We start from the raw sequence: 24,438 nt of genomic DNA on the forward strand, positions 1-24,438 counted from the left end.
GGGTAGAACAGGATGCCACCATCCCCCGCCGTTCGACGATGCTCACGGCGAAGGATGGTGGCGGGCACTTACTTGCCGATCACCAGAATCGAGAACGACCCTGGGATCACGGGACCCTGGCCCCCGCGGCCTCCGGCAGGTGGCGGCGTCGGTGCCGGCCCACGCTCGACGCTCATCGTCAAGATGTGGTTCGTCTTGCTGTCGAACGTCAGCGTTCGGGCACCCATCATCGTCTGAAGATTCTGCTCGACCTCGAAACTCGTCGGGCTCTTCTCCTTGACGACGGTCATTGTGCCATTGCCATGCGAGCTGAAGGCTTCCATCGTCGCCGGGTTGAACACCGCACCGTCGGAGCCGCCGGCGAGCGGCAGGCTCGTGATGATCTTGCCGTCCTCGGAACTCAGAATCACCATCATCGGCTTAGGCGGTGGTGGCGGCTGTGTGGGCGGTGCGGGCGGTATGGTCTGTGCGGGGGGCACGGGCGGTGCGGGTGGTACTCCAGAGCTGGCGCACGCCGCGAAGAGCACGTGATTCTTCGCATCCAGGGCGAGCCCATTACACCTGCCCTTGTCGCCGAACGGATAATGCCCGGTCGCCTTCATCGTCTTGGCGTCGACGGCCGTGACGCTTCCCTGCGCGTCCTGCATGACAACCCATAGATTGCCTTTGCCGTCGGCCACGCCCTGCTCCGGCACGCCGCCCAGATCGATCGTGCCGAGCACGGTACCGTCTTTGGAATCGATCACCGTCGCGTCCTTGGTCGGGTGACTGAAGACGTAGACCCGGTCGTTGAACGCATCGAAGAGAATGCCGTCCGGCGAGGCGGCGCCCACATCGATCTTCTTGATCAGCTTCAGCGTCTTGGTGTCAAACATCGAGACCGGTTTGCTGCTGGAGAAGCCGTGGCCTGACTTCGGGTCGACCACTACGCCGTTGCCTCCGGTGTCGGGAATCTCGCCGACCGGATCGAGCGTGTCGAGATTGAAAGCCGTGATCCGGCCAGGTTCTGCGGGCGTGGCAGGCGTGGTGTCGGTTGCCGGAACCGCTCGCCTGCCGCCACGCGGAATGTACAGCCGGCGTCCGACGACGTCGGCATAGATATAGTCAGTGCCACCTTCACCGCCGACCTTAGCGGTCTTGAGCACCTTGTACGGCCCATCGGTTCCGGCCTGCTGGGCCAGTCCCGCGGACGTGAGTAGCGCGATCGCGACTGCGGATACCAAGAGAACTCGTCGCATAAAGGGCCTCCTTGAACGAGAAACGCGATAGAACACGAAGCGAGCCATCTACGAGGATCGCACCGGTGAGACTCTGCGCCGCGGTTTCATCGGAAGGCCGGCTCACCCCGGCGCGGGACCGTCACTCCGATCCCACGCTCATCGGCGCTCTCGCACAAGAGCGCAGCCGCCGCACCATGCTGAACCGTCATCCCGCCACTGTCAAACCGACCGCGCATCGTCGCTTTGAGTTCTTCCACGTAGAGTGTCGCGACTGGAAATGCCATGTGTTCGAGGGCCGCTCGCCCGCACCGGATTCAGCAGTGTAGCAATCTTCATCACAACACACTCGTCTGAAGAATCGGTGAAGTCACGTTTCGCCGTTCCCAGATCACCCATCACACGTTCACGTGTCCTGACGTGGCGTTTCTGTGTCATAGCGGAATTGAGCTCTAAGAGCTATGCTTGCAATTGAACCCTGAAAAAAGAGCTAATGCGCGTCGGGTTTCTCGCGTTGGTGACTCCTCGCCAGTTCATCACCGTCATGCCGTGGACGATGTATGGAGACATGAGCGAGGAGGACCTCGGCGAGATGTACGAGAACCTGCGGACGGCCGAGCCCGTCACGAACGCGGTCGACAAGTTTTTGCGCCCGCGGCCGGTGTGGGCGATACAATCGATGTCACACAACGCTTGGAATCTGTGACGCGCACCTCCCAGTCCGAGTCGCGCCTCCTCATCGCGTCCGAAGACGAGACGCTCCGCCTCGCCCTGTCGGAGCTTTTGCACCAGCACGCTCCGGAGGTGATGGACGGGCGGCCTGCGTCGGTCCTGGCGGCCGTTGACGGTCGACCGAAACTCGAGCTGCTGATTCTCGTCGAGAGCGGACTGGATTCGACGTCGGTCGACCTGCTGCAGACAGTCAAGGAACGGCGTGACGATCTGGCCATTCTGCTAGTCAGCGCGCACCCGACCATCGAGCACGCCACTCTATCGATCCGTCGCGGCGCGGAGGACTATGTTCCCGTCCCGTATCTGGAAGAGATCGTCCGCAACGAGGTTGCCAGAATCCTCGAAGCGGCCGAATTGCGCGATCGCGTCGCGAACCGCGATCGCCTGATTGGCTCGCGCGACGGGTTCGAACGCATCATCAGCCGGTCGACCTGCATGCGGCCGGTGTTCGACCGCGCGAGTGCCGCGTCGCGAAGCGATACACCGGTCCTGATCATCGGTGAAACCGGTACGGGGAAGGAGTTGGTCGCGCAGGCCATTCACGCGAGCGGCCGACGCTCGAAACGCCCGTTTGTGCCCATCAATTGTGCCGCCTTGCCGCGCGATCTCGTTGAAAGCGAGTTGTTCGGCCACCGGCGTGGCGCCTTCTCCGGCGCGTTCACAGATCATTCAGGTCTCTTCGTCGCGGCGCACGGCGGAACCCTGTTGCTCGATGAAGTGGGGGAACTGCCGCTCGGGGTGCAGGCGAAACTCCTCCGCGTGCTACAGGACGGTGAAGTGCGTCCGGTGGGCGGCCTCGAGAGTCGCCGGGTCGACGTGCGGATTATTGCGGCCAGCAATCGGGGCCTGGCGGCTATGCGCGACAGCAAGGCGATGCGCCAGGACCTGTTCTATCGGCTTTCCGTGCTCGTGATCGAGATTCCGCCGCTCCGAAAGCGTCGTGAAGACCTGCCGCTTCTGACTGAGCACTTTCTGAGCATGATCCGCGCGCGTGGCGGCCATCGCGTTGAAGCGATCGATCCACAGGCTCTCGAGCTGCTGTCTGAGTATCACTTCCCGGGCAACGTTCGCGAACTCGAGAACATGATCGAAAGCCTCAACGTGGCGCTGCCACCCGATCGCGCGATTATCCGCGCCGAAGACGTCCGGGGGTGGTTGCGCCGGCGCGGGATCTCGACTGAGACGGGAACCGGCGACGCGCGGCACGTGCCCCTCAAGCTCGACGACCTTGAAGCGTGGGCCATTGCCGAGGCGCTGCGACGTTCGCTCGGCAACAAGAGCGCAGCGGCGCAACTGCTGGGAATCTCCAGGGACACGCTCTATCGCAAGCTCCACGAGCTCGGTCTCCATACCGAAGTGTCCGATCCTCGGGCATAGCCTGTAAACGACAGGCTACACGGTGGTTATGCCGGTGGTGTCAGAAGATCTGACACGGACCGTTCGGCGCGTGGTGCCGGCCTGAGCGCCCGATTCGGAGGAATCCCAGCCATTTCCTCGTGATCTTCTCAGCCGCCGCGTCGGCTCGCGTCTTGCTCTAGAACTAGTAGCTCTTGTCACGAGGGCCGGCACTGATACTTGCGAAAGAGGCGATCATGACTCGACTCGAAAGGACGCGACGCGTTGTCGCAGGCGCAGTTCTTGTGTGCCTGGCCCTCGCGGTGACGGAATCCACCGCGCTTGCGGTTCCGGCGTTCGCACGAAAGTACCAGACCAGTTGTCAGACGTGCCACATTGTCTTTCCGAAGCTCAATGCGTTCGGAGAGGCGTTTCGCCTGCGCGGGTATCGGATGCCGGCCGAAACCGAGGAGATGGTGAAGGAGCCGCCGGTCAGCCTCGGCGCGCCCGCCTACAAACGTCTGTGGCCGCAAGCGGTATGGCCCGGCGCGATCTCCAGCCACACGCCGCTGGCTGTCAACGTGAAGCTGGCGGATGTCAACACCTCGTCGCTCAACGAGGACGGCACAGTCACGAGCGTGAAGAACGATCTGCAATTCCCGCAGGAGGTGAACGTCTTCGGGGCCGGGACGCTTGGGGACCACGTCTCCTACCTTTCCGAGATCACGTTTGGTGAGGGCTCCGACGGGTCGGTGGCAGTCGAACTCGAGCACGCCAGCATCCACTTCGATTCGCCGTTTGGTCCCGAGGATCTGTTCCACTTCCGCCTGGGCAAGTTCGCTCCCAACCTCGCCGACGGCTTCCAGGAGATGTGGATTTCGACCGATGCGGGTATCGACTCGCTGTTCAATTACAATCCCATTGGGTTCAACGGAGGCACGGGGCTCGGCGCTGACGCGGTCAGCCCAAACCCGATCTCGCTGCCCACGCTCGTTCGCGGCATCGAAGCGTACGGCATTATCCGGCATCGCGCGCTGTGGGTGGCGGGCATCGCCAACGGCGTCGGGCCTGGCTCCAACGACACCACCGGCCGCTTCGACGGGAACAACGCCAAGGACGTGTACGCGCGCTTCGACTACAAGATCGGCGGCATGGGGTTCGACGGCGACATGGGCGGCCATCCGATCCCGGACAAGAACTGGCAGGACAACTCGCTGCGCCTCGGCGTTTTCGCGTACCGCGGCGACGCCAGTGGCATCAACTTCCCGTTCACGACCGACAGCGGCCTGATGACGAACATCCAGGACGTGCACTTCCAGCGGACCGGCATCTACGCGAGCCTCTTCACCGGGGATCTCAACGTGTTCAGCGTGTACCTGCACGGGAGTGACTCGCTTCAGGTGTTCGATGCGGGAACGGCCGCGCTTCTGAGCACCGGCGTACCGGACTACCACGCGTGGTTTACGCAGGCCGACTACCTCTTGTACCCGTGGCTGCAAGCAGGGCTCCGGTATGAGACGGTGACGCCTGCCGATCGCAGCGTGCCGACCCTGAAAACGGGCGTCGCCAACCTGAGTGCCCTCATCCGCGCCAATGTCAAAGCGATGGTCGAGTACCAGCGCGATCTGCGGCAAGGCAAGAACCACTCGTTGAACGCGGTGCTGCGATTCGCGTTCTAGGTGAGGAGGAATCCTATTATGTTTCGCCATTCCGTCGTCATCGGGTCAGTGTGCACGGCGATCGTGCTCGCGTATGTGGCATCGCCAATTGGCGCCAGTGACAGCATCACGGGCGTCGTCAAAGTCACCGGGTTGGCGTCCAGTGCCGATGCGGTCGTCTACATCCAGCAAGCGCCGGGTTCCTTCACGCCAGCCAAGCCCGCCCAGATGGACCAGCGGCAGATGCAGTTCGTTCCGCACGTCCTGCCGATCGTTGCCGGGACGACGGTGAAGTTTCTGAACGGCGATCCGACGCCGCACAATGTCTTCTCGCCTGACAACGAGAAGTACAACCTTGGCACGTGGCCGCAAGGGCAGAGCAAGGACTACACGTTCAATAAGTGCGCCAAGACGCCGTGCGTGTATACGCAACTCTGTCGCGTGCATCCCGAGATGGAAGGCTATGTGGTCGTGCTGCAGAACCCGTTCTTCGCCGTCACCAACAAGGAGGGACACTACCAGATCGACAACGTACCACCCGGCAGCTACACGCTTGCCGTGTGGCACGAGAAGGCGAAGGCACAACCCAAACCCGTGATCGTCGAGGCCAGCAAGCCGACGACGGTCGATTTCGTGCTGGGGCGCTGAAGGCGGGATTCGACATGGCCAATCGAGAGTACGCGACGGTCGTGCCCGACCTTCTGTACTTCCTCAATCTCATTCCCTGCCGCACCGCCTGCCCGGTGCACACGAACGCCGGCGCGTACGTCCGCGCCGTTGCGGAGGGGGACACCGCGCGCGGATACCGGATTGCCCGAGCACCCAACCCGTTGACCTCGATCTGCGGTCGGATTTGCGCGCATCCCTGCGAGTCGGAGTGTCGCCGCGGCGTCATCGATCAGCCAATCTCCATTCGCGCCCTCAAGCGGACGTTGACCGAGCGGCACGGGGTCGAAAACACACTGAACGCCCAACCGACCGCGTTGAAGCCGCTGCAGCTAGCGGTGAGGAGCGTGGAGGGGGCCGCCCGTGTCGGCGTCGTCGGGGCGGGTCCGGCCGGCCTCAGTTGTGCGCACGATCTGGCGTTGCTCGGCTACCGCGTCACGTTGTTCGACGCCGCGCCGGTTGTCGGCGGCATGCTCTACCAGGGCGTGCCGGAGTACCGACTGTCGCGCGATCTGATTCGCGCCGAGGTCGATCAGATTCTGTCGCTCGGCGTCGAGCTAAAGCTGGAGTGGCGGCTCGGCCGGGATTTCACGGTGGGCGATCTGCGCCGCAACGGGTTTGCGGCGGTATTCCTCGCGCTCGGCGCGTCGCGGGGCCGCGACCTGGACATTCCCGGCCATGCTCTCGACGGCGTCATCAATGGCGTCGACTTCCTGCTGAATGCAAACCTCGGGTATCGTGTCACGCTCGGAGAGCGCGTCATCGTCATCGGTGGTGGCAACGTGGCGATTGACGTCGCGCGGACGGCGCTGCGGTACGCGGCGTCGGAACAACGGCCGGAGCTGCCGGGCGGCGCCGAGCAACTGCTCCAGACGTGGGGGTACGACAACGCGTTCATCGATGCCGCCCGGACGGCGTTGCGCCTCGGTGCGCGGCATGTTCAGTTGGTGTCCCTCGAGTCGCGGGTGCAGATGCCGGCGCATCCGGACGAAGTGCGCGAGGCTGAAGAGGAAGGCATCACCCTCGTGCCAGGTGTAGGACCGAAGGCGATTCTCGGTCACGAGGGGCGGGTCGTCGGACTGGAAACGCTCGACGTGGCAGCGCTGTTCGATGCAACCGGTCGGTTCAATCCCACCTTCACCCCGAGCACGGAGCGGCGCCTCGATGCTGACACGATCATTCTGGCCGTCGGGCAGCAACCCGACACGAGCTGTTTGGAGGCAGATGCCGACATCGAGATCACGCCGCGCGGGTTGATCAAGGTCGATCCGCGCACGCTCTCGACGACGATGCCGGGGGTGTACTGCGGCGGCGATCTAGCCTTCGGGCCGCGCATCGTGATCGAGGCAGAGGCTGACGGCAAACGTGCCGCGCTGGCGATCCACGAATCGCTCGGCGGCGGAAGCGTCCCGCGTGCACACGCGCGGTTCCGTCCGATTGCCTTGGACCGCGCCGGCGACCGCTACGACCGGATCCCGCGCCAGGCCGTGCCGAGCCTGCCGGTGACACGGCGCACCGGCTTCCGGGAAGTGGAGGAGGGCTACAGCGAGGAGCAGGCCCGCCTGGAGGGGTCCCGCTGTTTGTGGTGCAACGTCGAGACGATCTTCGACTCGGACAAATGTATCCTGTGCAGCGGCTGCGTCGAGATCTGTCCCGAGGCCTGTCTTGCGCTTGTTCCGGCGTCGCGACTGCGCGGCGGTCCCGAGATCGCGGCCGTGCTTGACGGGATGGACGGTGGCGCCGACGCGGGCGCCATTGTCAAAGACGAAACGCGATGCATCCGGTGCGGCCTCTGCGCGGAACGCTGCCCGACCGGTGCGATCACAATGGAAGCGCTCGAAATCGACGAATCGCCGCAAACAGCACTCGGGCTGTATCACGAATCCATGAACGAGGTGCGGGCATGACGACCGATCGGCCGCGACTATTGGAGCGACCGGATCCCGTGCGGCGCAGCATGTTCGCGATTGGCTGTATCGCCATCGGTGCCGCGACGGCAGGCTTTCTCGCCGCGACGTTGCGGTTTTTCGTGCCTAATGTCCTCTATGAGCCGTCGCGCAGGTTCGACATCGGGCCGCCGTCGGGTTTTCCGCCCGGCGCGGTCACCTTCCTGCCAGACCGGCGGCTATATGTGTTCAACGGGACAGACGGCTTCTACACGATCTCGTCGGTGTGCACACATCTGGGCTGCAACGTGAAGCGCGGCGGCCCGGGATTCGCGTGTCCCTGCCATGGAAGCCAGTTCAACGAGAACGGGCAGGTCGTGCAAGGGCCGGCGCCGAAACCGCTGGCGTGGTACTCGCTCAGCCTCTCGCCGCACGCGCACCTCGTCGTCGACCTGGATCATCCAGTCACTCCCGAGTTTCGCCTGCGGGCCTGAGTGGAGCGCAAGGTGAGTCAACCAATGCGGCACAGACTGGCAGTCTGGTTCGACGGCGTGCGCCGTTCTGTCTGGCGTATCGGGTGGCCCGTGACAGACAAGGACCGCGCCGCCGCGATGATCTCGAGTCTGTTCCTGCACATCCATTCCGCACGCGTCAGCCGCCACGTGCTGAAGCCGACCTACACGTTCGCGTTGGGGCTCGTCTCGGGAATTCTGTTCATCGTCCTCTCGGTGACCGGCCTGGCGCTGATGCTCTATTACGTGCCGTATCCGCCGGAAGCGTACCGGAGCATGAAGGATTTGCAGTTCGTCGTCACCTTCGGGATCGTGTTGCGCAACATGCATCGCTGGTCGGCCCACGCGATGGTGGGGGTCGTATTCCTGCACATGTGCCGCGTGTTCTGGACCGGATCCTACAAGCCGCCGCGCGAGTTCAATTGGGTCGTCGGCGTTTTGCTGCTGCTCTTGACGCTTGGCTTGTCGTTCACCGGATACCTGCTGCCGTGGGATCAGCTCGCGTTCTGGGCCATTACCGTTGGCACCAACATCGCGGCGTACGCGCCGGTCGTTGGCGATCAGGTGAAATTCCTGTTGCTTGGCGGCCACATGATTGGTCCGATGACGCTGCTGCGCTTCTACGTGCTGCACTGCGTGATCCTGCCGCTCGCGATGCTGCTGCTCATCTCCCTGCATGTATGGCGCGTGCGGAAGGACGGATTGAGCGGCGCCGAGATCTCCGCGTCGCCCACGGAGGAGCGGGCCGGTGTCTTTCCGGCGTCCGCGAAAACCTACGGGCTTATGGGCCTCACCACACGCCCGCGCGCATCCGTCGAGGCGCGCGATCCGAACGATGAAGTGTTCGCCTGGCCGCACTTGTTGTATCGCGAGCTGTTGGTCGCCCTCGCCGTGATTGTCGTGCTTCACGTCGTCTCGTTGGTGTTCATGGCACCACTCGAGGAGATCGCCGATCCGACGCGCACGCCCAACCCCGCGAAAGCGCCTTGGTACTTCCTCGGGCTCCAGGAGCTGGTGCACTACTCGGCGCTGGTGGGTGGCGTCATCGTCCCAACGCTGATTGTGCTGGCACTGCTGGTCCTTCCGTATATCGACCGGGGCACATCGGGCTCTGGTCGATGGTTTGCGCCAGAGCGGCGCCTGGCCAATTCGGTGTTCACCACGCTCGCTGTGGTGAGCGTCGTGCTGACGGTCATCGGGACGTTCTTCCGCGGCGCCAACTGGGCGTGGGTGTGGCCATGGAAGTGAAGCAGATTGCTCCCGCGCGGCTGCACATTCTGCTCGCGTGCCTCGCCGTGGCGTTCCTGCTGATCTTCTCGTGGGTGTTGCTGCGCGAGGGGACCGCCGAGTGGCGCACGACACAGGCGCAATTCGCCAGGCTCGAAGCGACTGTCAAGAACCCGCACCAGCTCGCCCAGGCCGCCAACGTCGGCGGCCCTCACCAGATCTGGCTCGAAGACCTCGGGCGCGTCGACCGCTGCACCACGTGCCATCTCGGGATTGACGATCCCGCGTTTGCCGTCGTCCCTCAGCCGTTCACCGCCCACCCAGGCGCCTGGCTGACGACGCATCCGCCCGACCGGTTTGGGTGCACTGTGTGCCATGACGGTCAGGGCCAGGCGACCGACTACCGCGCCGCCGCGCATCAACCGCAGGACTTCGAACTGCGGCCGATGCGGCCGCTCGAGACGATCGAAGCCAACTGCGGCACCTGCCACCGCGCCCTCGACCCGCCGGACGCGCCGCGCCTGGCCGAAGGCCGCCGGCTGATCATCGAGTCTGGGTGCGTCTCCTGCCACGAGATCCCGGGCTTCGAGGGCGTGACGTTTAGCGGCCCCGCCCTGGCGAGCATCGGCTACAAGGTCCGGCCCGAATGGCTGCGCGCGTGGTTGAAGGATCCGAAAAGCTACCTCTCGCAGTCGAAGATGGGCAACTTCCGGTTGTCGGACGTGGAAATCGCCAGCCTGCAGGCGTTCCTGCTCTCGCAGCGGGCGGAGGCTCCGCCCGACAGCGCCGGCGTCGACTGGTCGAAGGCCAGCGCGGACAACGGGCGCGCGCTCTTCGGCGAGCTGCGCTGCGTGAGCTGCCACGCCGTCAACGGGCGCGGCGGCACGATGGGGCCCGAACTGACGCGCGTCGGCGACAAGGTGCGCCGCGCCGGGCTCTTCAGCTTCCTGAAAGATCCGCATCGCACGCAGCCGGATACGCCGATGCTGCAGTACCGCCTCACCGACGACCAGGTGCGCGATCTCACAGCGTTCCTGCTCGAGCAGTATCGATCGACCGATACGCCCGAGTCGGCGCCGGCCGCCTATCAGGACGCGCGGGCGGTGGCGGCGGGACGGAGCGTCTTCGAGAAGCGGGGCTGCGCGAGCTGTCACCAGCTCCCGGGCGTGACCGAGTCGGGCCGCATCGGCCCGAGCCTGGCCGGCATCGCCGATCGCGACCCCGACCAGCTGCTTTACGGCAGCCACATCGTGCGGCACACGACCGAGAACTACATCTTTCTGAAAGTTCTCCTACCCAGCGCGCTCGGTCAACCCTCGACGATGCCGACGTTCTCGTTCACGCCCGCCCAGGCGGCGAAGATCGCGCTGGCGCTGGCGGGTATCCGGAAGGCTGACCTGCCGGCCTCCTACGTGCGAAACCGCCAACCGCCGGCGCCGTACCGGCCGGCCGGCCGTTTCGGAGAGCTGGTGGACCGATACCGGTGCCTGAGCTGTCATTCGGTCGGCGGGTACGGCGGCGATCTCTCGACCGTTCCGCTCGATCGCATCGGCAGCCAGTTAAAGCACGACTACATCGCGTCGTACCTGCTGAACCCCGGGGCCGTGCGCGTCAGCCTCGAAGCGCGCATGCCGGTGTTCCACATGGCGCCCGACGAGGCAAAAGAGGTCGCCGACTACTTCTCGAGCGTCTTCCTCGACGACGAACTGGAGCGGTACAACGCGCGTTTCACGCCGGCGGAGGCGCGCCACGGCCAGGAGCTCTACGGGCAGCTCGGGTGCGCAGCATGCCATCAGCTGGGGACGACCGGCGGGTACGTCGGCCCGGAGCTGTCGCACACCGGCGAACGGCTGAAGTCGGGGTGGATCGCCGCGTTCCTCACGGCGCCGACGCGCTACAAACCGGGCACATTGCAGCCCGATTACGGGCTGTCGAGCGCCGATGCGCGTGCGCTGACCGCGTATCTGAGCAGCATCGGTGAAGGCGCGGCGGGGAAGATGGGGGGTACGCGATGAGGTATGCGCGCCGATCGGTGACAGCGCTCGCGCTGGTCGGATACGCCGTCGCGATGGCCGCGCTGGTGGGCTGCAACCGGCCGGCCGCGCGGCCCGGCGATCCGCTGCTCGATGCGATTCGCGCCGAAGAGCGGGGCGCGGGCAATCTCACCTACGCCGAGAGCCAGGGCAGAGCACTGTTCGCCCACTACTGCGCCACCTGTCACGGCGACGAAGGCCACGGCGACGGTCAGAACGCGTCGAATCTGACGCCACCGCCGCCCGACCTGACGGTGCCGAAGAACGTCAGCGACCAGGCGCTCGTACGGAAAGTGATTGCGGAGGGGAGTGCGGCGGTCGGCCGCTCACCGCTCTCGCCGCCCTGGGGACGCAGCCTGAGCCGCCAGGAGATCGACTATCTGACCGCGTACTGTCAGGCGCTCGGCCGAAAGCCGCCGAAATAGTCGGCACACGCCAACTCGCTCAGTTCCCTGCCAGGTCGCCACCGCCGATAGCGCGCTCGCGACGACGACGATCACTTCCGGGTCCATCGGTGCCACGCCGTACAGCACGGTGACCAGCGCGTGGCGCAGGCCGATCAGTCCCACGAAACTGAGCGCGACACCGATCGCCACGATCTTGACGCCATCGCGAAGCACGAGACCGAACACCTCGCCGTCTCGCCCCTCTTCCGCGAGGGAGATGTCGATCGATTCTTTGTGGACATCCATCCCCACGAACATGCTACGTTTCGCCATGACGGCCTGAAGGACTTCTCCTTTTGCGGAAGACCTTGATGTCTTCAAGGCGTCATGTTCGGGGACCACTTCTCGGATGGCGCAACGCAGGTACATGAGCGCGCCACCAAAGATAGAAGCACGACCTGACATGAACATCCTCGTTACCGGCGCGACCGGGTACATCGGAGGGCGACTCGTCCCGCGGCTCGCGGCGGCCGGACATCACGTCATCTGTCTGGCGCGCGATCCGCAGCGGCTGGCCGGACGCCCATGGCCGGATGTCGACGTCCGGCAGGGCGACGCGCTCGACGCGAAAACGCTCTGGCGGATTCTCGTCGGCGTGGACGTCGCCTACTACCTCGTCCACTCCATGGCGACCGGCGCCCGTGGCTTCGGCGAGCGCGACCGGGTCGCGGCTGAGAACTTCGGCACGGCGGCCCGCGTGGCCGGCGTCAAGCGCATCATCTATCTGGGCGGTTTGGGCTCGGACGACAAGCCGCTGTCGGCCCACCTGACGTCACGGCACCAAGTCGGGAACGTGCTGCGCGCGTCAGGTGTGCCTGTGACGGAATTTCGCGCTGCGGTCGTAGTCGGTTCCGGCAGCGTTTCGTTCGAGATGATCCGCTACCTCACGGAACGGCTCCCCATTATCATCACGTCGCGCTGGGTGACGACGCGCTGTCAGCCGATTGCGATCGCCAACGTGCTGGAATACCTGATGCGCTGCCTCGACGAGCCGCGTTCGATCGGGCGAACGTTCGAAATCGGCGGGCCCGACGTCCTGACGTATGGCGACATGATGCGGGGGTATGCCGCCGCCCGAGGTCTCAAGCGCTACCTGATTTCGCTACCCGTGTTCACGCCACGTCTGTCGTCGTGGTGGGTCGATCTCGTGACGCCGATTCCGGCGGCGTATTCACACCCACTCATCGAGGGATTACGAAACGAGGTCATCGTGCGGGATCCGAGCGCGCATTACGTCTTCGACATCCGGCTCATTTCCTACGCCGAAGCCGTTCGACGGGCGACCGAGCGTACCCGTTTGGGCGAGGTCGAAACCTATTGGGCTGGCGCGCGCGCGGGACTCCAGCCCGGCGTGACCCTGCGCGTTACTGAGGGCATGGTCTCTGAGGAGCGGCGCGTCGGGTCGGCCGCGGCACCCGCCGACGTGTACGCGGTGTTTGCCGGCATCGGCGGGGCGCGTGGGTGGTTCTACGCCGACTGGCTCTGGCAACTGCGCGGCCTTCTCGATCGGCTCCTGGGCGGGGTGGGCATGCGGCGCGGGCGGCGCAGCCCGGACGACCTGCGTCCCGGCGATGCCCTCGATTTCTGGCGCGTGGAAACGGTGGAACCGAACCGGCTCATCCGCCTGCGCGCTGAAATGGGCCTACCCGGATTCGCCTGGCTGCAGTTTGAGGTCCAGCCCCGACCCGCGGACGGGACGCTGCTGATCCAGACCGCGTTTTTCGAGCCGCACGGTCTGTTCGGCCTCATCTATTGGCACGCCCTGTATCCAATCCACCAGCTCATCTTCTCGGGACTCGCCCGCGCGATCGTCCGGCGTGCTGAGGCTCGGACGAACCCGCGTTAGCACGACCTTGTCAGATTCAAGGATTCGCACTTACCGACCCAGCATTTCGTACTCAGGGGCGGTCCACGGCGAGGGGGCGAGCGGAATCACGGTGGTAACATAGCACGCAGCCAGCGCCAGTGAAGATCCGGCCCCGTGCGGAGAAGGTTCTGCGCGAACCGTTCAGCGCTCGCCTCGGCAAGGAAGGAAGACCCGATGTCCACAACGACCCAGATGATTCCGGCAGCCGAGGCGTTGCTACTTCAGTCGCTCGTCAGCCCCACCGAACACGGAATCGCCAGTCGCGTGCTGGCGAAGACCAGTGGCGGCAACATCACACTCTTCGCATTTGACGCGGGGCAGGGACTCACCGAGCACACGTCGCCGTTTGATGCGCTCGTGATGGTCCTCGAAGGCTCACTCACCCTCACGATCGGCGGCACGCCGATTCGCGCGACGCCGGGCACGATCGTGCGCATGCCCGCCGACGTTCCGCACGCGCTCGATGCGCCTGAGCCGGCTCGAATGCTGCTCATCATGTTGCGGGACCCCAAGGTGGCGTAAAGGGCCCGCTGGCACGGCATCGCACCTTTTCGCTCCATGCTGCGCTGGCTGCTGGCCGAGCCGCTTCGGGGACTCTTGACAAGATCGTCGACGAGGGGTATATTGTGAATTAGAATTCACAATCGAGAGAGCAAGGTGAGGGACGGATGGCTGAGAAACGGGACACCGAGATTCGCCGCGAGCAAATCGCCCAGGCCGCCCTGTCGGTGGTCGCCGGCAAGGGCGTGCGGGGGTTGAGCATCGCGGCCGTCGCGCGCGTCGTCGGCCTCGTCCCGTCGGCCCTGTACCGACACTTCGCGGGCAAGGATGCCATCCTCGATGCCGTCCTCGACCTCATCAGCGAACGGCTGACCGACCACGTCACCGCCGTCACGCTGGCGCATCCCGACGCGCTCTCGCGCCTGCGCGACCTGCACGGCAGGCACATGGAGCTGATTCGCAGCAGCCATGCGATTCCCCGCATCGTGTTTTCGGAGGAAGCCTACAACGGCAATCGCCGCCACCGGGCCAAGGTGGTCTCGTTGGTCACGCGCTACCTGGCGCGCGTCGCCGAGATCATCCGGCACGGCCAATTGCAGGGAGAGATTCGGCCGGATCTCGACCCAGAGGCGGTGGCCACCTTGTTTCTCGGCCTGGTTCAGCCGCCCGCCTTGCTGTGGCAGGTGAGCGGGGGGACGCTGGATCTGACGAAGCACAGCGACCAGACGTGGATGCTGTTCAGCGAAGCGATTCGGCAGCGCTGAGGAGCTCCTTTTTTTGCCAGCGTAGTGAATGACGATTCATATAATAGGGCCGCGCACCTGAGAGCAGCGGCCGGGTAGGGAAGACGGAGGCACGAAGATGTTTAAGCAGGCAAGCGGCCGCCGGGAGGAGAAGACATGAAACTCGTCGTAGCGCTCCTGTGTGGGATCACCGCCGCGTTGCTGTCGCCGAGCCCGGCATCGGCCTGCCAGGACGTGCCTGCGTCTCGGCCCGCTGCATCGGTGCACCTGCGACTGGATGAGGCCGTGGGCGCGGCCCTGACGAACGCGCCCGCCCTCGCGGCAGCCGACGCCCAGCAACGGGCGGCCCGGTGGAAGGAGCGGGCGATCGCCCGCAGCCGCTGGGGCCAGGTGGACGCCGTCGCGCTTTACTCGCGCTACCAGGACGACCAACTCCTCCGCCCGATGGCCATCCAGCTGTTCGGGCCTGGGGGCTTTGCCGCGCTACCCTGGGACCGTGATCAGTTTCACTATGGTCTGACCTTCCAAGTCCCGCTCTATCTTGGGGGACGGCTCTCGGCCACCGTGGACGTCGCCCGGCTCCAAGCCGATCAGGCGGCGCTGCTTCTCGAAGGTTCCCGGTGGGAGGTGCGGGCGAACGTCACGTCTCTCTACACGGCCGCTCAGGCCCTCGAGGTCGTTATCCGAGCGCTCGACCAGAACCTCGCTGCGCTCGACGCCACCAGGCTCAAGGTGGTCCTGATGGTCGACCAGGGCCGGCGTCCGGGTCTCGACCTGCTGAAGCTCGATGAGGAGATGGCAGACGCGCAAGCCCGCAGGGCGGGCCTCGTCGCTGACAACACCCGGGTGCGCAGCCTCGTGCTCGCTCTGGCCGGTCGTGACCCGTGGCTTACGCTCGAGGTCGATCCCCTGCCGCCCGGCGAGCCACAGCTCACCCACGGCGGCTCCGAACTGGAGGCCCTGGTGCGGGACAGCTCACCGATCCGCCGCGGGGAATTGGCCACCGCACAGGCCGAAGCCGGCGTCAGGGTGGCGCGCGCGGCGATGCGTCCGACGGTAAGTGCCCGCGCCAACCTCATGCAGAACTACGGTGTGTCTATGGGTGACCAGCTCGGGACATGGGATGTCTCGGTCGCGCTCTCCGTGCCGCTCTTCAACGGAGGCGCCCGATCCGCGGAACTCGCCAGCGCTCGAGAGACCGAGCGCGCGGCCCGCCAGGCGGCATTGAAGGTTCGTCTCGACCGCGAGGCGCAGGTGGTCGATGCCCTGGCGCGCTTCGAGGCGAGCCGCCAGGCCGTCGTGGCCGCTCGCGCCCGGATCGCGTCGGCCGCCGAGGCGGCGCGCATCGAACAGATCAGGTACGACACCGGCGCGGGTACTGTCGACGACCTGCTCCGGGCACGTGCCCACGAACTGGCGGCGGCAAGCGCTCTCGCCCAGGCGCGGGGCGACCAGTTCGCCACCGCCGCCCGGATCAACGCGATTGTGGAAAAGGAGGTGGTGCAATGAAGGCGACGCGCATCGGTGGAGCGGTCTTGGCCGTGCTGCTCATCACGGGTCTTGTCGCGGTGCGTGTGCAGCGGGTGCGCGAGAAGGAGCACGCGCCTACGCTGGCACCCGCGCCCGTGGTTGTGGCCGTCGCCCGTGTGCGGGCCGGCCAGATGCAGGACGCGCGTCGTTTCCTGGGCGAGGTCGCCGCCCTCGAAGAGGCGCCACTCGCCGCGCGAATCGTGTCCCAGGTCGTACGCGTCACCGTGCGGGAAGGTGACCCGGTCCGTCGGGGCCAGACGTTGGTCGAGCTGGACCCCCGTGAGCTGGAAGACGCGGTCGCCGCTGCGGAAGGGACGGTTACCGCGGCGAGCGAAGGCGTCGCCGCTGCCGAGCAGGGATACGCGGCCGAGCGAGACGCGACGGCCCGCGATCAGGTGCTCGTGAACGCCCGTGCGATCGCGCGTGAGCAGTGGGACCGGTCCCAGGCCAGCCTGGCCGCGTCCCGAGCTCGGTTGGAGTCGGCCCGAGCGCAGCTCACCACGGCGCGCCGGACCCTCGACTCGGCGCGGACGCGACGCGGCTATGCCGTCATCCAGGCGCCATTTGATGGCGTGGTGTCGGCCCGGCATGTCAGCCCGGGTGATCTCGCTGCGCCCGGCAAGCCGCTCGTCACGGTGGTCAGCACGGCCAGGCTCAGCGTGCGCGTGAAGGTCCCGGCCGAAAGCGCCGAGTCGATCGCGGTCGGAGCGACGATCCGCGTCGAGACGGCCGGCACGTGGCAGCCGGTCCACGTGTCGCGCGTCTTTCCGGCGATGGACGCGTCGCGCCTGGCGACGTTCGAAGCCGATCTGCCCGGGTCGAACCTGCTTCCGGGATCGACGGTGTCAGTCGAGGTGCCACTGCCCGCGGTTTCCGGCCTCCTTCTTCCGGCCGACGCGGTCCTCGAGAGCGAGAGAGCGCACATCGTCTTTGTGGTCGCTGGAGGGAAGATCCGCATGGTGTCGGTTCGCCTGGTGGCCCACGACGCGGCCGGTGGCACGGTCGTGACGGGTGCGTTGCGCGAGGGCGACATGGTGGTGGTCGGCCGCCCTTCGCGGCTCATGATGCTGACCGACGGAGCGGCGGTGCGCATAGGGGAATAGGCCCCGATGGCTGATTCGAATCCGAGAGGCTTTCCATGTCATTGGTTGCCCGCTACATCAATCGTCCGCACCTGCTGACGTCCCTCGTCCTCCTGGCCGCCGTCGTCGGGTTGGTCGGCTATCGGCAGATGCCGGTCAATCTGTTTCCCGACTCCGAGCGGCCACAGATCGCCGTTGTCACCGTCGTGCCTGGGGCGTCGGCCGAGGATGTGGAAGCCGAGGTCAGCCGGCTCATCGAGAAGGAGTTGTCCACGATCGAGCAGGTTCGGCGCGTCACGTCGGTGAGCAAGGACGAAGCCTCGACCGTCACGGCCGAATTCGAATATGCCAAGGGACTCGACTCGGCCGCCACCGACGTCGGCAATGCGCTGCAGAAGGTCAAGGCGGCGTTGCCCGAGACGGCGCGCTCACCGGTGCTCTTCAAGCTTTCGTCGGCCACACCGGCCGTCGTCACGCTGGCGCTGCGCCCGAAAGCGGGTTCGCCCCTCGACCTGGCGACGGTGCGGGAACTCGCCGACAACGCGATCAAGGAGCGACTGTTGCAGCTGCCGGAGGTGGCAAACGCGGAGGTCTTCGGTGCCCACAACCCGATCATCCGGGTATCGCTTGACCGCGACCGACTCGAACGCTACCGATTGACCCCGCTGGACGTGCGCCAGGCGCTGGTGGCCTTCAACGCCAACCAGCCGCTCGGCCTCCTCACGGCCTCCGACAGCCAGTTCCTGCTCAAACGCACCGGCCAACTCCGGAGCGCGCGGGAGGTCGGGCTGATTCCGATCGGCCAGCGGCCGGGCGGGACGGTCCATCTGGGCGACATCGCGGACATCCGACTCGGCACTCAGGAAGCGCAGAGCGCCTATCATGCCAACGGCCAGCCGGCGATCGCGATCAACTTGCAGCGCAGTCCTGCGGGAAACGCCTTGCGCACGATCGCGGACGTGGCCGGCCTGCTGCCTGAGCTCGAGCGGTCGTATCCCGGCATCGAGTTTTCGATCCCGGACAGCCAAAGCGAGCTCATCCAGCGGGCGGTCGGCAACATGCTCGACGCGCTGAGGGACGCCGTCATCATGACGGTGCTTGTGATCTTCCTGTTTCTGGCGGACTGGCGGGGTATGACGCTGGCGGCCGTCTCGATCCCGTTCACCTACCTCCTCACGTTCGCGGGCATGTGGCTCGGTGGCTACGAGTTCAACATGGTCACGCTCACCGCCATCATCGTGGCCGTCGGCATGCTCCTGGACGATGCCATCGTCGTGCTCGAGAACATCGAGCGGCACTACCATGAGGCCGGGCGTGACGCGAAGGACGCCGTCGTGGGCGGGACCGAAGAGGTGATGGTCGCGATCTTCTCGGGAACGTACGCCACCGTCATGGTGCTTCTCCCCATCATTTTCATCGGCGGCTACGTGCAAACGGTCATGCGGCCGCTGGCAGTCACGCTCTCGATCGCGCTTGTGGCGTCCTACGTCGTCTCGGTGACCGTGATTCCACTGCTCGCGCCGGTCCTGCTGCGGCGGCGCGCCGGTGCCGCGCGGAATCGGTTCGAGCGGGTGGTAGCGCTCTTCGACGAGCGCGTCATCAGTCCGATCCGCGACTTCTATGTTCGCCTCACTGCCCTTGCGCTTCGTCACCGTGGACTGGTGATTATCGCCGGCCTCGTCCTGTTCGCCGTCTCCGTGCGCCAGATGCCCCTCATCGGCCGCGATCTGATGCCACCGATGGATTCGGGGATCATCAAGGTCGTCTTCGAGGTCGACTCGAACAGCTCGCTCGCCGGGGCAGAACGGACGCTGTCACGTCTCGAACAGGTCATTCGAGGGCGATCCGAGGTCACCTCGGTATCCTCGGTGATTGGCTCGGAGCCGGCGGTCATCTCGTTCGGCGGCGGCCGGCTTCCACAGCAAGGAGTGGTCACCGTACATCTGGTGGACCGCTTCAACCGCAAGGCGTCGATCTGGGACGTCGAAGACGATCTGCGCGCGAAGATGCAAGGGATCCCGGGCCTCAAGGCGGTGGACGTCTACGATTTCGGTGCCACGCCGCTCTCGACGATTCGCGCTCCCGTCGATGTGATGATCTCCGGGCCGGACATGGCGACGCTCGACCGCCTCGGGGCCGACGTGGAGCGCCGTTTGCGCACCCGCGTCCGGGGACTCACCTCGGTCAGCCGCTCGTGGCGTCTTGACAGCTATGAAACGCGGTTCTCGGCCGATCCCGAGAAGTTGGCACTCTACGGGCTCTCGCCCGCCGTGCTGAGCGCGCAATTGCAGGGCGCGGTTCGCGGCGTTCCGGCCTCGATCTATCGCATCGCGAGCGAAGACGGACTTCCCATCTGGGTGCAGATGGCGCCGACCGACCGCCAGGGTTCGGAACAGCTGGAGAGCTACCCCGTGAGCACGCCACGCGGGACGATTCCGCTGGGCGCGCTGGGTGTGTTTGCGCGCCAGCCGGCAGCGGCCCTGATCACCCGTCAGGGCCTCGAGCGAACCATTGACGTCCAGGCGTACCGCGGCCGACGTCCCATCTCGCACCTGCAGGAAGATGTCGAGGCGGCACTGGACGGCCTCGTGCTTCCCCCCGGCTATCGCATCGACCACGAAGGGGAGATCAAGCAGATGGACGAGTCCTTCAAGCGCCTGGCGATGGCCCTCGCGCTGGGGCTCGTGCTGCTCTACTTCTCACTGGTGCCCGCGTTCAAGTCGTGGCTGCACCCGCTCACGATCATGTCGGCGATCCCGCTGGCGCTCATCGGGGCGGCGTGGAGCATGCTCGCGGCCGGGAAGCACAGCTGCATGCCGGCCTTCATGGGCCTCATCCTGCTGGCGGGGATCGTCGTCAAGAACTCGATCCTGCTCATCGACTTTATCGCCGTTGCCCGTGAGCAGGGTGACTCCACCATCGACGCCCTCGTCGGCGCGGTGCGCGTTCGCACGCGGCCGATCCTGATGACGGCCGTCGGCACGTCGGTCGGCATGATCCCGATCGCCGCCGAGTGGGCCATCGGGCTCGAACGACTCTCCCCACTCGCGATCATCGCCATCGGCGGGCTGATGGTCTCGACGTTCCTGACCATGGTCTACGTGCCCGTGGTGTACTCGCTCTTCGAGGACGCAGAGACAGCGGTGCGCCGGCTGCGCGAGCCCAAGACCGCAGGGGCAGACGAGCGGGTGTGACCGATCGGGATCCGCCGGCTCGCCGGCGCCGCGAATCGTCTGGTTCCCCACGCGGCATTGCCGGACCCGCGCCGGAATGAAACCGGTTTCGTCTTAGTTGGCCGGCACGGGCTCCTTGGTGTCGAGCTTCGATGGCGTGAATATCTCGAGGATGCCCTTCAGCCCGAGGCTCATCACGATGTTGTAGAAGAACGCCAGGAACGCGAACAGCAGCAGTGAGCCGGAGAGCGCCGCGAGGATCATGTAGACATTGAACTCCCCGTTCACGTACAACGAACGCCGCAGCATGCCCTGCAACCCCGCCATGCCCATGAACGCGCCCATGCCGATGCCGCCGAGCAGGTGCGCCCAGAAATGGAAGACCGCGAGTTTCTCGCTGTAGAGCTTCGCCCCGTTGGTCACGATCGGGAAGAGCAGGTAGATCACCGAATAGAGGGTCATTGTCAGTCCGACCAGCACGGCGACGTGTACGTGCGGGCCGACGATCCACTGCGTATTGTGGAGGATCCTGTTCAACCCCAGGTCCGCCTGCATGATGCCCGCGGGAACGGCCAGCGCGAAACCGAGCAGGCCGCCGAGCAGGAACTTGAGCGGGTGCGTCATCTTCAACGGCCTGGCGCTCCACAACGTGGCGAGCGTGATGAAGAAGGCGAGCCCTTGCGTGATCAACTCGAACGCGGTGACCATCTCTCCGGACACCGTCTTGAGTATTGCTGGCTGTGCCTGGTCGGACATCAGGTGATGGGACCACACGGTCCACGACACCACCAGTTCCACAAACAGTGCGGCACGGGCGATGTTCTCCATGTAGAGCTTCTTCCCCGTGATGAGCGTGGCGAGGAGGTACCACGTGCCTGCCACGAAGATCAGCACCAGGCCGTCTGCGATAAGGTCCAGTCCCCACCAGAACCAGTTCTTGTAGAGCAGTGCGTCCACCGCGCTGTGTTTCAGGTCGTGCCCGAGTAACGCGGCAACCATGTACACCAGGATGAGTACCCCGGTGAACAGGATGACCCCCGCGTTAAACGCGGTGTCCACCGTGCCGAGTGCGATCGCCGCGATGGGCAGGGAAACCAGGTGCTCCTTCTTCTTCCTGGAGAAGAACGCCTGCAAGCCGCTCAGGCCCAAAGCCGAGCCGAGCAGCGCGCCCACGGGCTGCTTGTCCCATCCCTTGGGCGTATACGAAATCGTCTTGAAGATATTGAGGACAAAGCACACCGTCCCGACCATGACGATGGCGATGCCGACGATGAAGAAGATCCCACCCCAGAGGCTGAACTGCGTGAAGTCTGCCGGAAGGGGCCAGTACAGCGTGTAGAGGGGGGCGTATTCAGAGAGAAAACCAGCGAACCAGAAGGTGAACGTGCCGACGGCCAGAAGCCCGCAGGTCCAGTTCGCGAGCGGGATGCTCCACAACGGCTTCTTCATCAAGAAGGGCACGAGGAAGAGGAATGCGCCGAAGACGATCGAGTAGCTTGACCCGAAGATCCCGACCAGGGGATGGGCCGTCATAATGGCGAAGAACTGCTGCGTCGACACCGTTGGGATCGGCGTGACCTCGTACAGCCGCATGATCATGCCTTCGATGACCGCGAAGCCGTAGTAGACGAGCCCGACGACAACGAAGCGGAGGATCATCTTCTGCATCGGCGTGAGCGTGGCCGGCTTGAACGACTCCTGCTCGCCGTGAACGAGGGTATGGATGAAGTTCATGGTGTAGCTCGCTGGAATGATGAACATCGGGTCAGTTGGTGCTGCTCTTCTCGCACGACACGACGACGACGTCCTTCAGGGTCATGTCGACCCCTGCGGGACCCGAGTACTCTGTGGAACGGATGGTGTAGACACCGGGCGTGTGGAACTGCCATAGGATGTCGTTCTTGTGTCCGGGCACCACCTGCATCTGGAAGAGCATCGAGTGGTCGTTCCGAAACAGGCCGAATCCGTACGTCAAATCGTTCGACGTCACATTGAAGAGCACCTTCTCGTTGCAGGCGATGAGAAGCTTCTCCGATGGCAGCTGAAACGTGTGCGAGGCCACACCGATGTTGAACACCTTGTCCGGCGTGATGGTTGCCCGGTGCATATCCATCGGCTTCCAGGGAATGGTGTAGTAGGTGATGACATGGAGTGAGAAGCCAAGCACGACGAGGAAGGTGACGAACGAATAGAAGAGCGCAGGCTTCACGCTGCTGCTCTTCCCTTCCTGCGTCACGCGCCTCGCGAACCAGCCCATCACCAGCATCATGGCGAGGACATAGAACGTGTAGGCCAGCGTCTGCCCCCACAGGACGGTCGTCGAATCAACCATGTCGATCTCTCCCTCAGCTGGCGGGGGCACGCATATCATAACTCCAGACGTGACCGAGCTGGCGTCCAGTTCGCGGAACTGCTATTCCTCCTCCGGCGGCACCATCCGTTCCTCGGCTGTGGGCCAGAACCGACTCAATGCTGAGGGCCGGGTGGTAGCAGAAGAAGGGGATCTCAATTGAAAGCTGAGAGAATGTGTCGATGCAGAAACCTCAGCGATACACGGAGGATCTCGGTGTATAACTAACGCATCCCGGATGGCCAAAATGGAAATGTCGGATAAAAGGAGGCAAGAGTCATGTTTGTCGTTATCATCAATTTCCCACCGATTAAGACAGGAAAGGATGCTGAGTTTCGTGAGTGGTTTGTCCAGGCAAACAAGGAGTTTGCAAACTACAAGGGATTTGTCAGCCAACGACTCCTGAAACCCATCAAGGGTGGCAACTATGCTGCCATCGTGGAACATGAGAGCCATGAAACCTTCACGGCCATGCATAATAGCCCCGCTCACGCTGAGGCCAGCAAGCGTGTCGAAGCCATGCTTGACGGCAGCCGATCTCCTCAGTTTTACGAGGTGATTGTGGGTTGATAGTAAGTTGGCACGAGGTCGGATGGAGCGGACGCGAAGGCCGCAATCATTGAGAACGGGTTGACCTCACAGAAGATCACCCGTCCGCGGCCGTCGTGTACGCGTCGAGGCGCGTGCCAGGTCGAGCGTTGCCATCACGTCCGTGGCCTGCATCGTCGGCCGCAGCGTCCACGCCAGGATGTAGCGCGAGTAGTCATCGAGCCTCATACGAAAGACCACTGACACCACCCGTCGTCGGCTCAGTCTCAGTGTATGCGCTGGTTCTGGGCTCCCTCAACGATTCACGCTCAATGCCGTTGGCGAGCGCAGGCTGGAGAACCGTCGTCCCCTTCGCCACAACGACGCGCTCCGCCCGAGCCCACGCGGCCTCGGATGCCAGGGCGCGGAGCACGAAAACGACCACGGCGAGCGCCAGTGAAGATCCGGTCCGGCGCTGAGAAGGCTGTGTGCGAGCCGTTCAACGCTCGCCTCGACAAGGAAGGAAGACCCGATGCCCACAACGACCCAGATGATTCCGGCAGCCGAGGCGCTGCTGCTTCAGTCGCTCGTCAGCCCCACCGAACAGGGAATAGCCAGTCGCGTGCTGGCAAAGACCAGTGGCGGCAACGTCACACTCTTCGCGTTCGACGGGGGGCAGGGACTCACCGAGCACACGTCGCCGTTTGATGCGCTCGTGATGGTCCTCGAAGGATCTCTCACCCTCACGATCGGCGGCTCGCCAGTTCGCGCGACGCCGGGCACGATCGTGCGCATGCCCGCCGACGTCCCGCACGCGCTCGATGCGCCTGAGCCGGCTCGAATGCTGCTCATCATGTTGCGAGACCCCAAGGTGGCGTAGCTTCCACGGCATCGCGCCCTTTCGCTCGATGCCGCAGCGGCTCCTGGTCAATGTCTCCCGTCACCAGGATGG

At 64.9% G+C, this 24,438-nt stretch carries 23 protein-coding genes; 18 read left to right on the forward strand and 5 right to left on the reverse strand.

The genetic code is table 11. The features are described from left to right. Window positions 1-68: 68 nt before the first annotated feature. Window positions 69-1,238, reverse strand: a complete 1,170-nt coding sequence (locus NT151_05660; protein MCX6538406.1) for a hypothetical protein — start codon at window positions 1,236-1,238, stop codon at window positions 69-71. An 86-nt stretch (window positions 1,239-1,324) separates the two neighbouring features. Continuing rightward, on the reverse strand, window positions 1,325-1,504 hold the full coding sequence (locus NT151_05665; GenBank protein MCX6538407.1) for a hypothetical protein: 180 nt from the start codon (window positions 1,502-1,504) through the stop codon (window positions 1,325-1,327). 206 nt (window positions 1,505-1,710) lie between these two features. Here NT151_05665 and NT151_05670 point away from each other — a divergent pair, with 206 nt between their 5' ends. The 16 genes from NT151_05670 (at window position 1,711) to NT151_05745 (ending at window position 20,629) form a co-directional block, all read left to right on the forward strand. Continuing rightward, window positions 1,711-1,923, forward strand: coding sequence for a hypothetical protein (locus NT151_05670; GenBank protein MCX6538408.1), 213 nt, complete (start codon window positions 1,711-1,713; stop codon window positions 1,921-1,923). Further along, entirely contained in the window at window positions 1,920-3,326 is a 1,407-nt protein-coding gene (locus tag NT151_05675) for a sigma-54 dependent transcriptional regulator (GenBank protein MCX6538409.1), read from the forward strand. The genes NT151_05670 and NT151_05675 overlap by 4 nt, the downstream gene beginning before the upstream one ends. 215 nt (window positions 3,327-3,541) lie before the next feature. After that, complete coding sequence (locus NT151_05680; GenBank protein MCX6538410.1) at window positions 3,542-4,963, forward strand: hypothetical protein; 1,422 nt, start codon at window positions 3,542-3,544, stop codon at window positions 4,961-4,963. A gap of 18 nt (window positions 4,964-4,981) precedes the next feature. Beyond that, window positions 4,982-5,590 (forward strand): carboxypeptidase regulatory-like domain-containing protein, encoded by a 609-nt coding sequence (locus NT151_05685; protein ID MCX6538411.1) that lies wholly within the window; start codon window positions 4,982-4,984, stop codon window positions 5,588-5,590. 14 nt (window positions 5,591-5,604) lie between these two features. After that, entirely contained in the window at window positions 5,605-7,515 is a 1,911-nt protein-coding gene (locus NT151_05690; protein MCX6538412.1) for an FAD-dependent oxidoreductase, read from the forward strand. Beyond that, entirely contained in the window at window positions 7,512-7,988 is a 477-nt protein-coding gene (locus NT151_05695; GenBank protein MCX6538413.1) for a Rieske 2Fe-2S domain-containing protein, read from the forward strand. The genes NT151_05690 and NT151_05695 overlap by 4 nt, the downstream gene beginning before the upstream one ends. 24 nt (window positions 7,989-8,012) lie before the next feature. Then, the gene (locus NT151_05700) at window positions 8,013-9,254 is read left to right on the forward strand and encodes a cytochrome b N-terminal domain-containing protein (GenBank protein ID MCX6538414.1); all 1,242 of its coding nucleotides are present in this window, start codon (window positions 8,013-8,015) and stop codon (window positions 9,252-9,254) included. After that, on the forward strand, window positions 9,245-11,248 hold the full coding sequence (locus NT151_05705; GenBank protein ID MCX6538415.1) for a c-type cytochrome: 2,004 nt from the start codon (window positions 9,245-9,247) through the stop codon (window positions 11,246-11,248). Before NT151_05700 ends, NT151_05705 begins: the two co-directional genes overlap by 10 nt. Beyond that, window positions 11,245-11,691 carry a c-type cytochrome gene (locus NT151_05710; GenBank protein ID MCX6538416.1) on the forward strand — a complete coding sequence of 149 codons (447 nt, stop codon included), beginning with the start codon at window positions 11,245-11,247 and terminating at the stop codon, window positions 11,689-11,691. The genes NT151_05705 and NT151_05710 overlap by 4 nt, the downstream gene beginning before the upstream one ends. A 120-nt stretch (window positions 11,692-11,811) precedes the next feature. Next, window positions 11,812-12,024, forward strand: a complete 213-nt coding sequence (locus NT151_05715; GenBank protein MCX6538417.1) for a hypothetical protein — start codon at window positions 11,812-11,814, stop codon at window positions 12,022-12,024. Window positions 12,025-12,115: 91 nt separating this feature from the next. Further along, window positions 12,116-13,558, forward strand: a complete 1,443-nt coding sequence (locus tag NT151_05720; protein ID MCX6538418.1) for a DUF2867 domain-containing protein — start codon at window positions 12,116-12,118, stop codon at window positions 13,556-13,558. Window positions 13,559-13,753: 195 nt separating this feature from the next. Then, window positions 13,754-14,101, forward strand: coding sequence for a cupin domain-containing protein (locus tag NT151_05725; GenBank protein ID MCX6538419.1), 348 nt, complete (start codon window positions 13,754-13,756; stop codon window positions 14,099-14,101). Window positions 14,102-14,247: 146 nt separating this feature from the next. Then, window positions 14,248-14,844 (forward strand): TetR/AcrR family transcriptional regulator, encoded by a 597-nt coding sequence (locus NT151_05730; protein ID MCX6538420.1) that lies wholly within the window; start codon window positions 14,248-14,250, stop codon window positions 14,842-14,844. Between the two features lie 135 nt (window positions 14,845-14,979). After that, on the forward strand, window positions 14,980-16,332 hold the full coding sequence (locus NT151_05735; protein MCX6538421.1) for a TolC family protein: 1,353 nt from the start codon (window positions 14,980-14,982) through the stop codon (window positions 16,330-16,332). Beyond that, entirely contained in the window at window positions 16,329-17,456 is a 1,128-nt protein-coding gene (locus tag NT151_05740; GenBank protein MCX6538422.1) for an efflux RND transporter periplasmic adaptor subunit, read from the forward strand. The genes NT151_05735 and NT151_05740 overlap by 4 nt, the downstream gene beginning before the upstream one ends. Before the next feature lie 35 nt (window positions 17,457-17,491). Next, window positions 17,492-20,629, forward strand: coding sequence for an efflux RND transporter permease subunit (locus NT151_05745; GenBank protein MCX6538423.1), 3,138 nt, complete (start codon window positions 17,492-17,494; stop codon window positions 20,627-20,629). Between the two features lie 93 nt (window positions 20,630-20,722). Here NT151_05745 and NT151_05750 read toward each other — a convergent pair whose 3' ends face one another. Both NT151_05750 and NT151_05755 read right to left on the reverse strand, forming a co-directional pair. Continuing rightward, a complete protein-coding gene (locus NT151_05750; GenBank protein ID MCX6538424.1) occupies window positions 20,723-22,369 on the reverse strand; it encodes a cbb3-type cytochrome c oxidase subunit I in 1,647 nt (548 codons plus the stop codon). Between the two features lie 4 nt (window positions 22,370-22,373). Continuing rightward, window positions 22,374-22,940, reverse strand: a complete 567-nt coding sequence (locus NT151_05755; protein ID MCX6538425.1) for a cytochrome C oxidase subunit II — start codon at window positions 22,938-22,940, stop codon at window positions 22,374-22,376. Between the two features lie 297 nt (window positions 22,941-23,237). Between NT151_05755 and NT151_05760 the strand changes: the two genes are divergently transcribed. Beyond that, window positions 23,238-23,528: an antibiotic biosynthesis monooxygenase gene (locus tag NT151_05760; protein MCX6538426.1), complete on the forward strand. Its 291-nt coding sequence runs from the start codon at window positions 23,238-23,240 to the stop codon at window positions 23,526-23,528. Window positions 23,529-23,594: 66 nt separating this feature from the next. On the opposite strand, the gene NT151_05765 is transcribed toward NT151_05760, so the two are convergent. Beyond that, complete coding sequence (locus NT151_05765; protein ID MCX6538427.1) at window positions 23,595-23,735, reverse strand: hypothetical protein; 141 nt, start codon at window positions 23,733-23,735, stop codon at window positions 23,595-23,597. 283 nt (window positions 23,736-24,018) lie between these two features. Between NT151_05765 and NT151_05770 the strand changes: the two genes are divergently transcribed. Then, window positions 24,019-24,366 (forward strand): cupin domain-containing protein, encoded by a 348-nt coding sequence (locus NT151_05770; GenBank protein ID MCX6538428.1) that lies wholly within the window; start codon window positions 24,019-24,021, stop codon window positions 24,364-24,366. The last annotated feature ends 72 nt before the right edge of the window (window positions 24,367-24,438 follow it).

Source organism: Acidobacteriota bacterium (genome assembly GCA_026393675.1).
Classification (GTDB): domain Bacteria; phylum Acidobacteriota; class Vicinamibacteria; order Vicinamibacterales; family JAKQTR01; genus JBAXOX01.

What these genes read in the sequence shown, in the direction of transcription:
- NT151_05725 (MCX6538419.1), top strand. Translation starts at nt 13,754, where the DNA reads ATGTCCACAACGACCCAGATGATTCCGGCAGCCGAGGCGTTGCTACTT.
- NT151_05750 (MCX6538424.1), bottom strand. Translation starts at nt 22,369, where the DNA reads ATGTTCATCATTCCAGCGAGCTACACCATGAACTTCATCCATACCCTC.
- NT151_05695 (MCX6538413.1), top strand. Translation starts at nt 7,512, where the DNA reads ATGACGACCGATCGGCCGCGACTATTGGAGCGACCGGATCCCGTGCGG.
- NT151_05730 (MCX6538420.1), top strand. Translation starts at nt 14,248, where the DNA reads ATGGCTGAGAAACGGGACACCGAGATTCGCCGCGAGCAAATCGCCCAG.
- NT151_05690 (MCX6538412.1), top strand. Translation starts at nt 5,605, where the DNA reads ATGGCCAATCGAGAGTACGCGACGGTCGTGCCCGACCTTCTGTACTTC.
- NT151_05660 (MCX6538406.1), bottom strand. Translation starts at nt 1,238, where the DNA reads ATGCGACGAGTTCTCTTGGTATCCGCAGTCGCGATCGCGCTACTCACG.
- NT151_05665 (MCX6538407.1), bottom strand. Translation starts at nt 1,504, where the DNA reads ATGGCATTTCCAGTCGCGACACTCTACGTGGAAGAACTCAAAGCGACG.
- NT151_05670 (MCX6538408.1), top strand. Translation starts at nt 1,711, where the DNA reads ATGCGCGTCGGGTTTCTCGCGTTGGTGACTCCTCGCCAGTTCATCACC.
- NT151_05680 (MCX6538410.1), top strand. Translation starts at nt 3,542, where the DNA reads ATGACTCGACTCGAAAGGACGCGACGCGTTGTCGCAGGCGCAGTTCTT.
- NT151_05700 (MCX6538414.1), top strand. Translation starts at nt 8,013, where the DNA reads ATGCGGCACAGACTGGCAGTCTGGTTCGACGGCGTGCGCCGTTCTGTC.
- NT151_05760 (MCX6538426.1), top strand. Translation starts at nt 23,238, where the DNA reads ATGTTTGTCGTTATCATCAATTTCCCACCGATTAAGACAGGAAAGGAT.
- NT151_05710 (MCX6538416.1), top strand. Translation starts at nt 11,245, where the DNA reads ATGAGGTATGCGCGCCGATCGGTGACAGCGCTCGCGCTGGTCGGATAC.
- NT151_05745 (MCX6538423.1), top strand. Translation starts at nt 17,492, where the DNA reads ATGTCATTGGTTGCCCGCTACATCAATCGTCCGCACCTGCTGACGTCC.
- NT151_05740 (MCX6538422.1), top strand. Translation starts at nt 16,329, where the DNA reads ATGAAGGCGACGCGCATCGGTGGAGCGGTCTTGGCCGTGCTGCTCATC.
- NT151_05755 (MCX6538425.1), bottom strand. Translation starts at nt 22,940, where the DNA reads ATGGTTGATTCGACGACCGTCCTGTGGGGGCAGACGCTGGCCTACACG.
- NT151_05705 (MCX6538415.1), top strand. Translation starts at nt 9,245, where the DNA reads ATGGAAGTGAAGCAGATTGCTCCCGCGCGGCTGCACATTCTGCTCGCG.
- NT151_05735 (MCX6538421.1), top strand. Translation starts at nt 14,980, where the DNA reads ATGAAACTCGTCGTAGCGCTCCTGTGTGGGATCACCGCCGCGTTGCTG.
- NT151_05770 (MCX6538428.1), top strand. Translation starts at nt 24,019, where the DNA reads ATGCCCACAACGACCCAGATGATTCCGGCAGCCGAGGCGCTGCTGCTT.
- NT151_05685 (MCX6538411.1), top strand. Translation starts at nt 4,982, where the DNA reads ATGTTTCGCCATTCCGTCGTCATCGGGTCAGTGTGCACGGCGATCGTG.
- NT151_05720 (MCX6538418.1), top strand. Translation starts at nt 12,116, where the DNA reads ATGAACATCCTCGTTACCGGCGCGACCGGGTACATCGGAGGGCGACTC.
- NT151_05765 (MCX6538427.1), bottom strand. Translation starts at nt 23,735, where the DNA reads ATGAGGCTCGATGACTACTCGCGCTACATCCTGGCGTGGACGCTGCGG.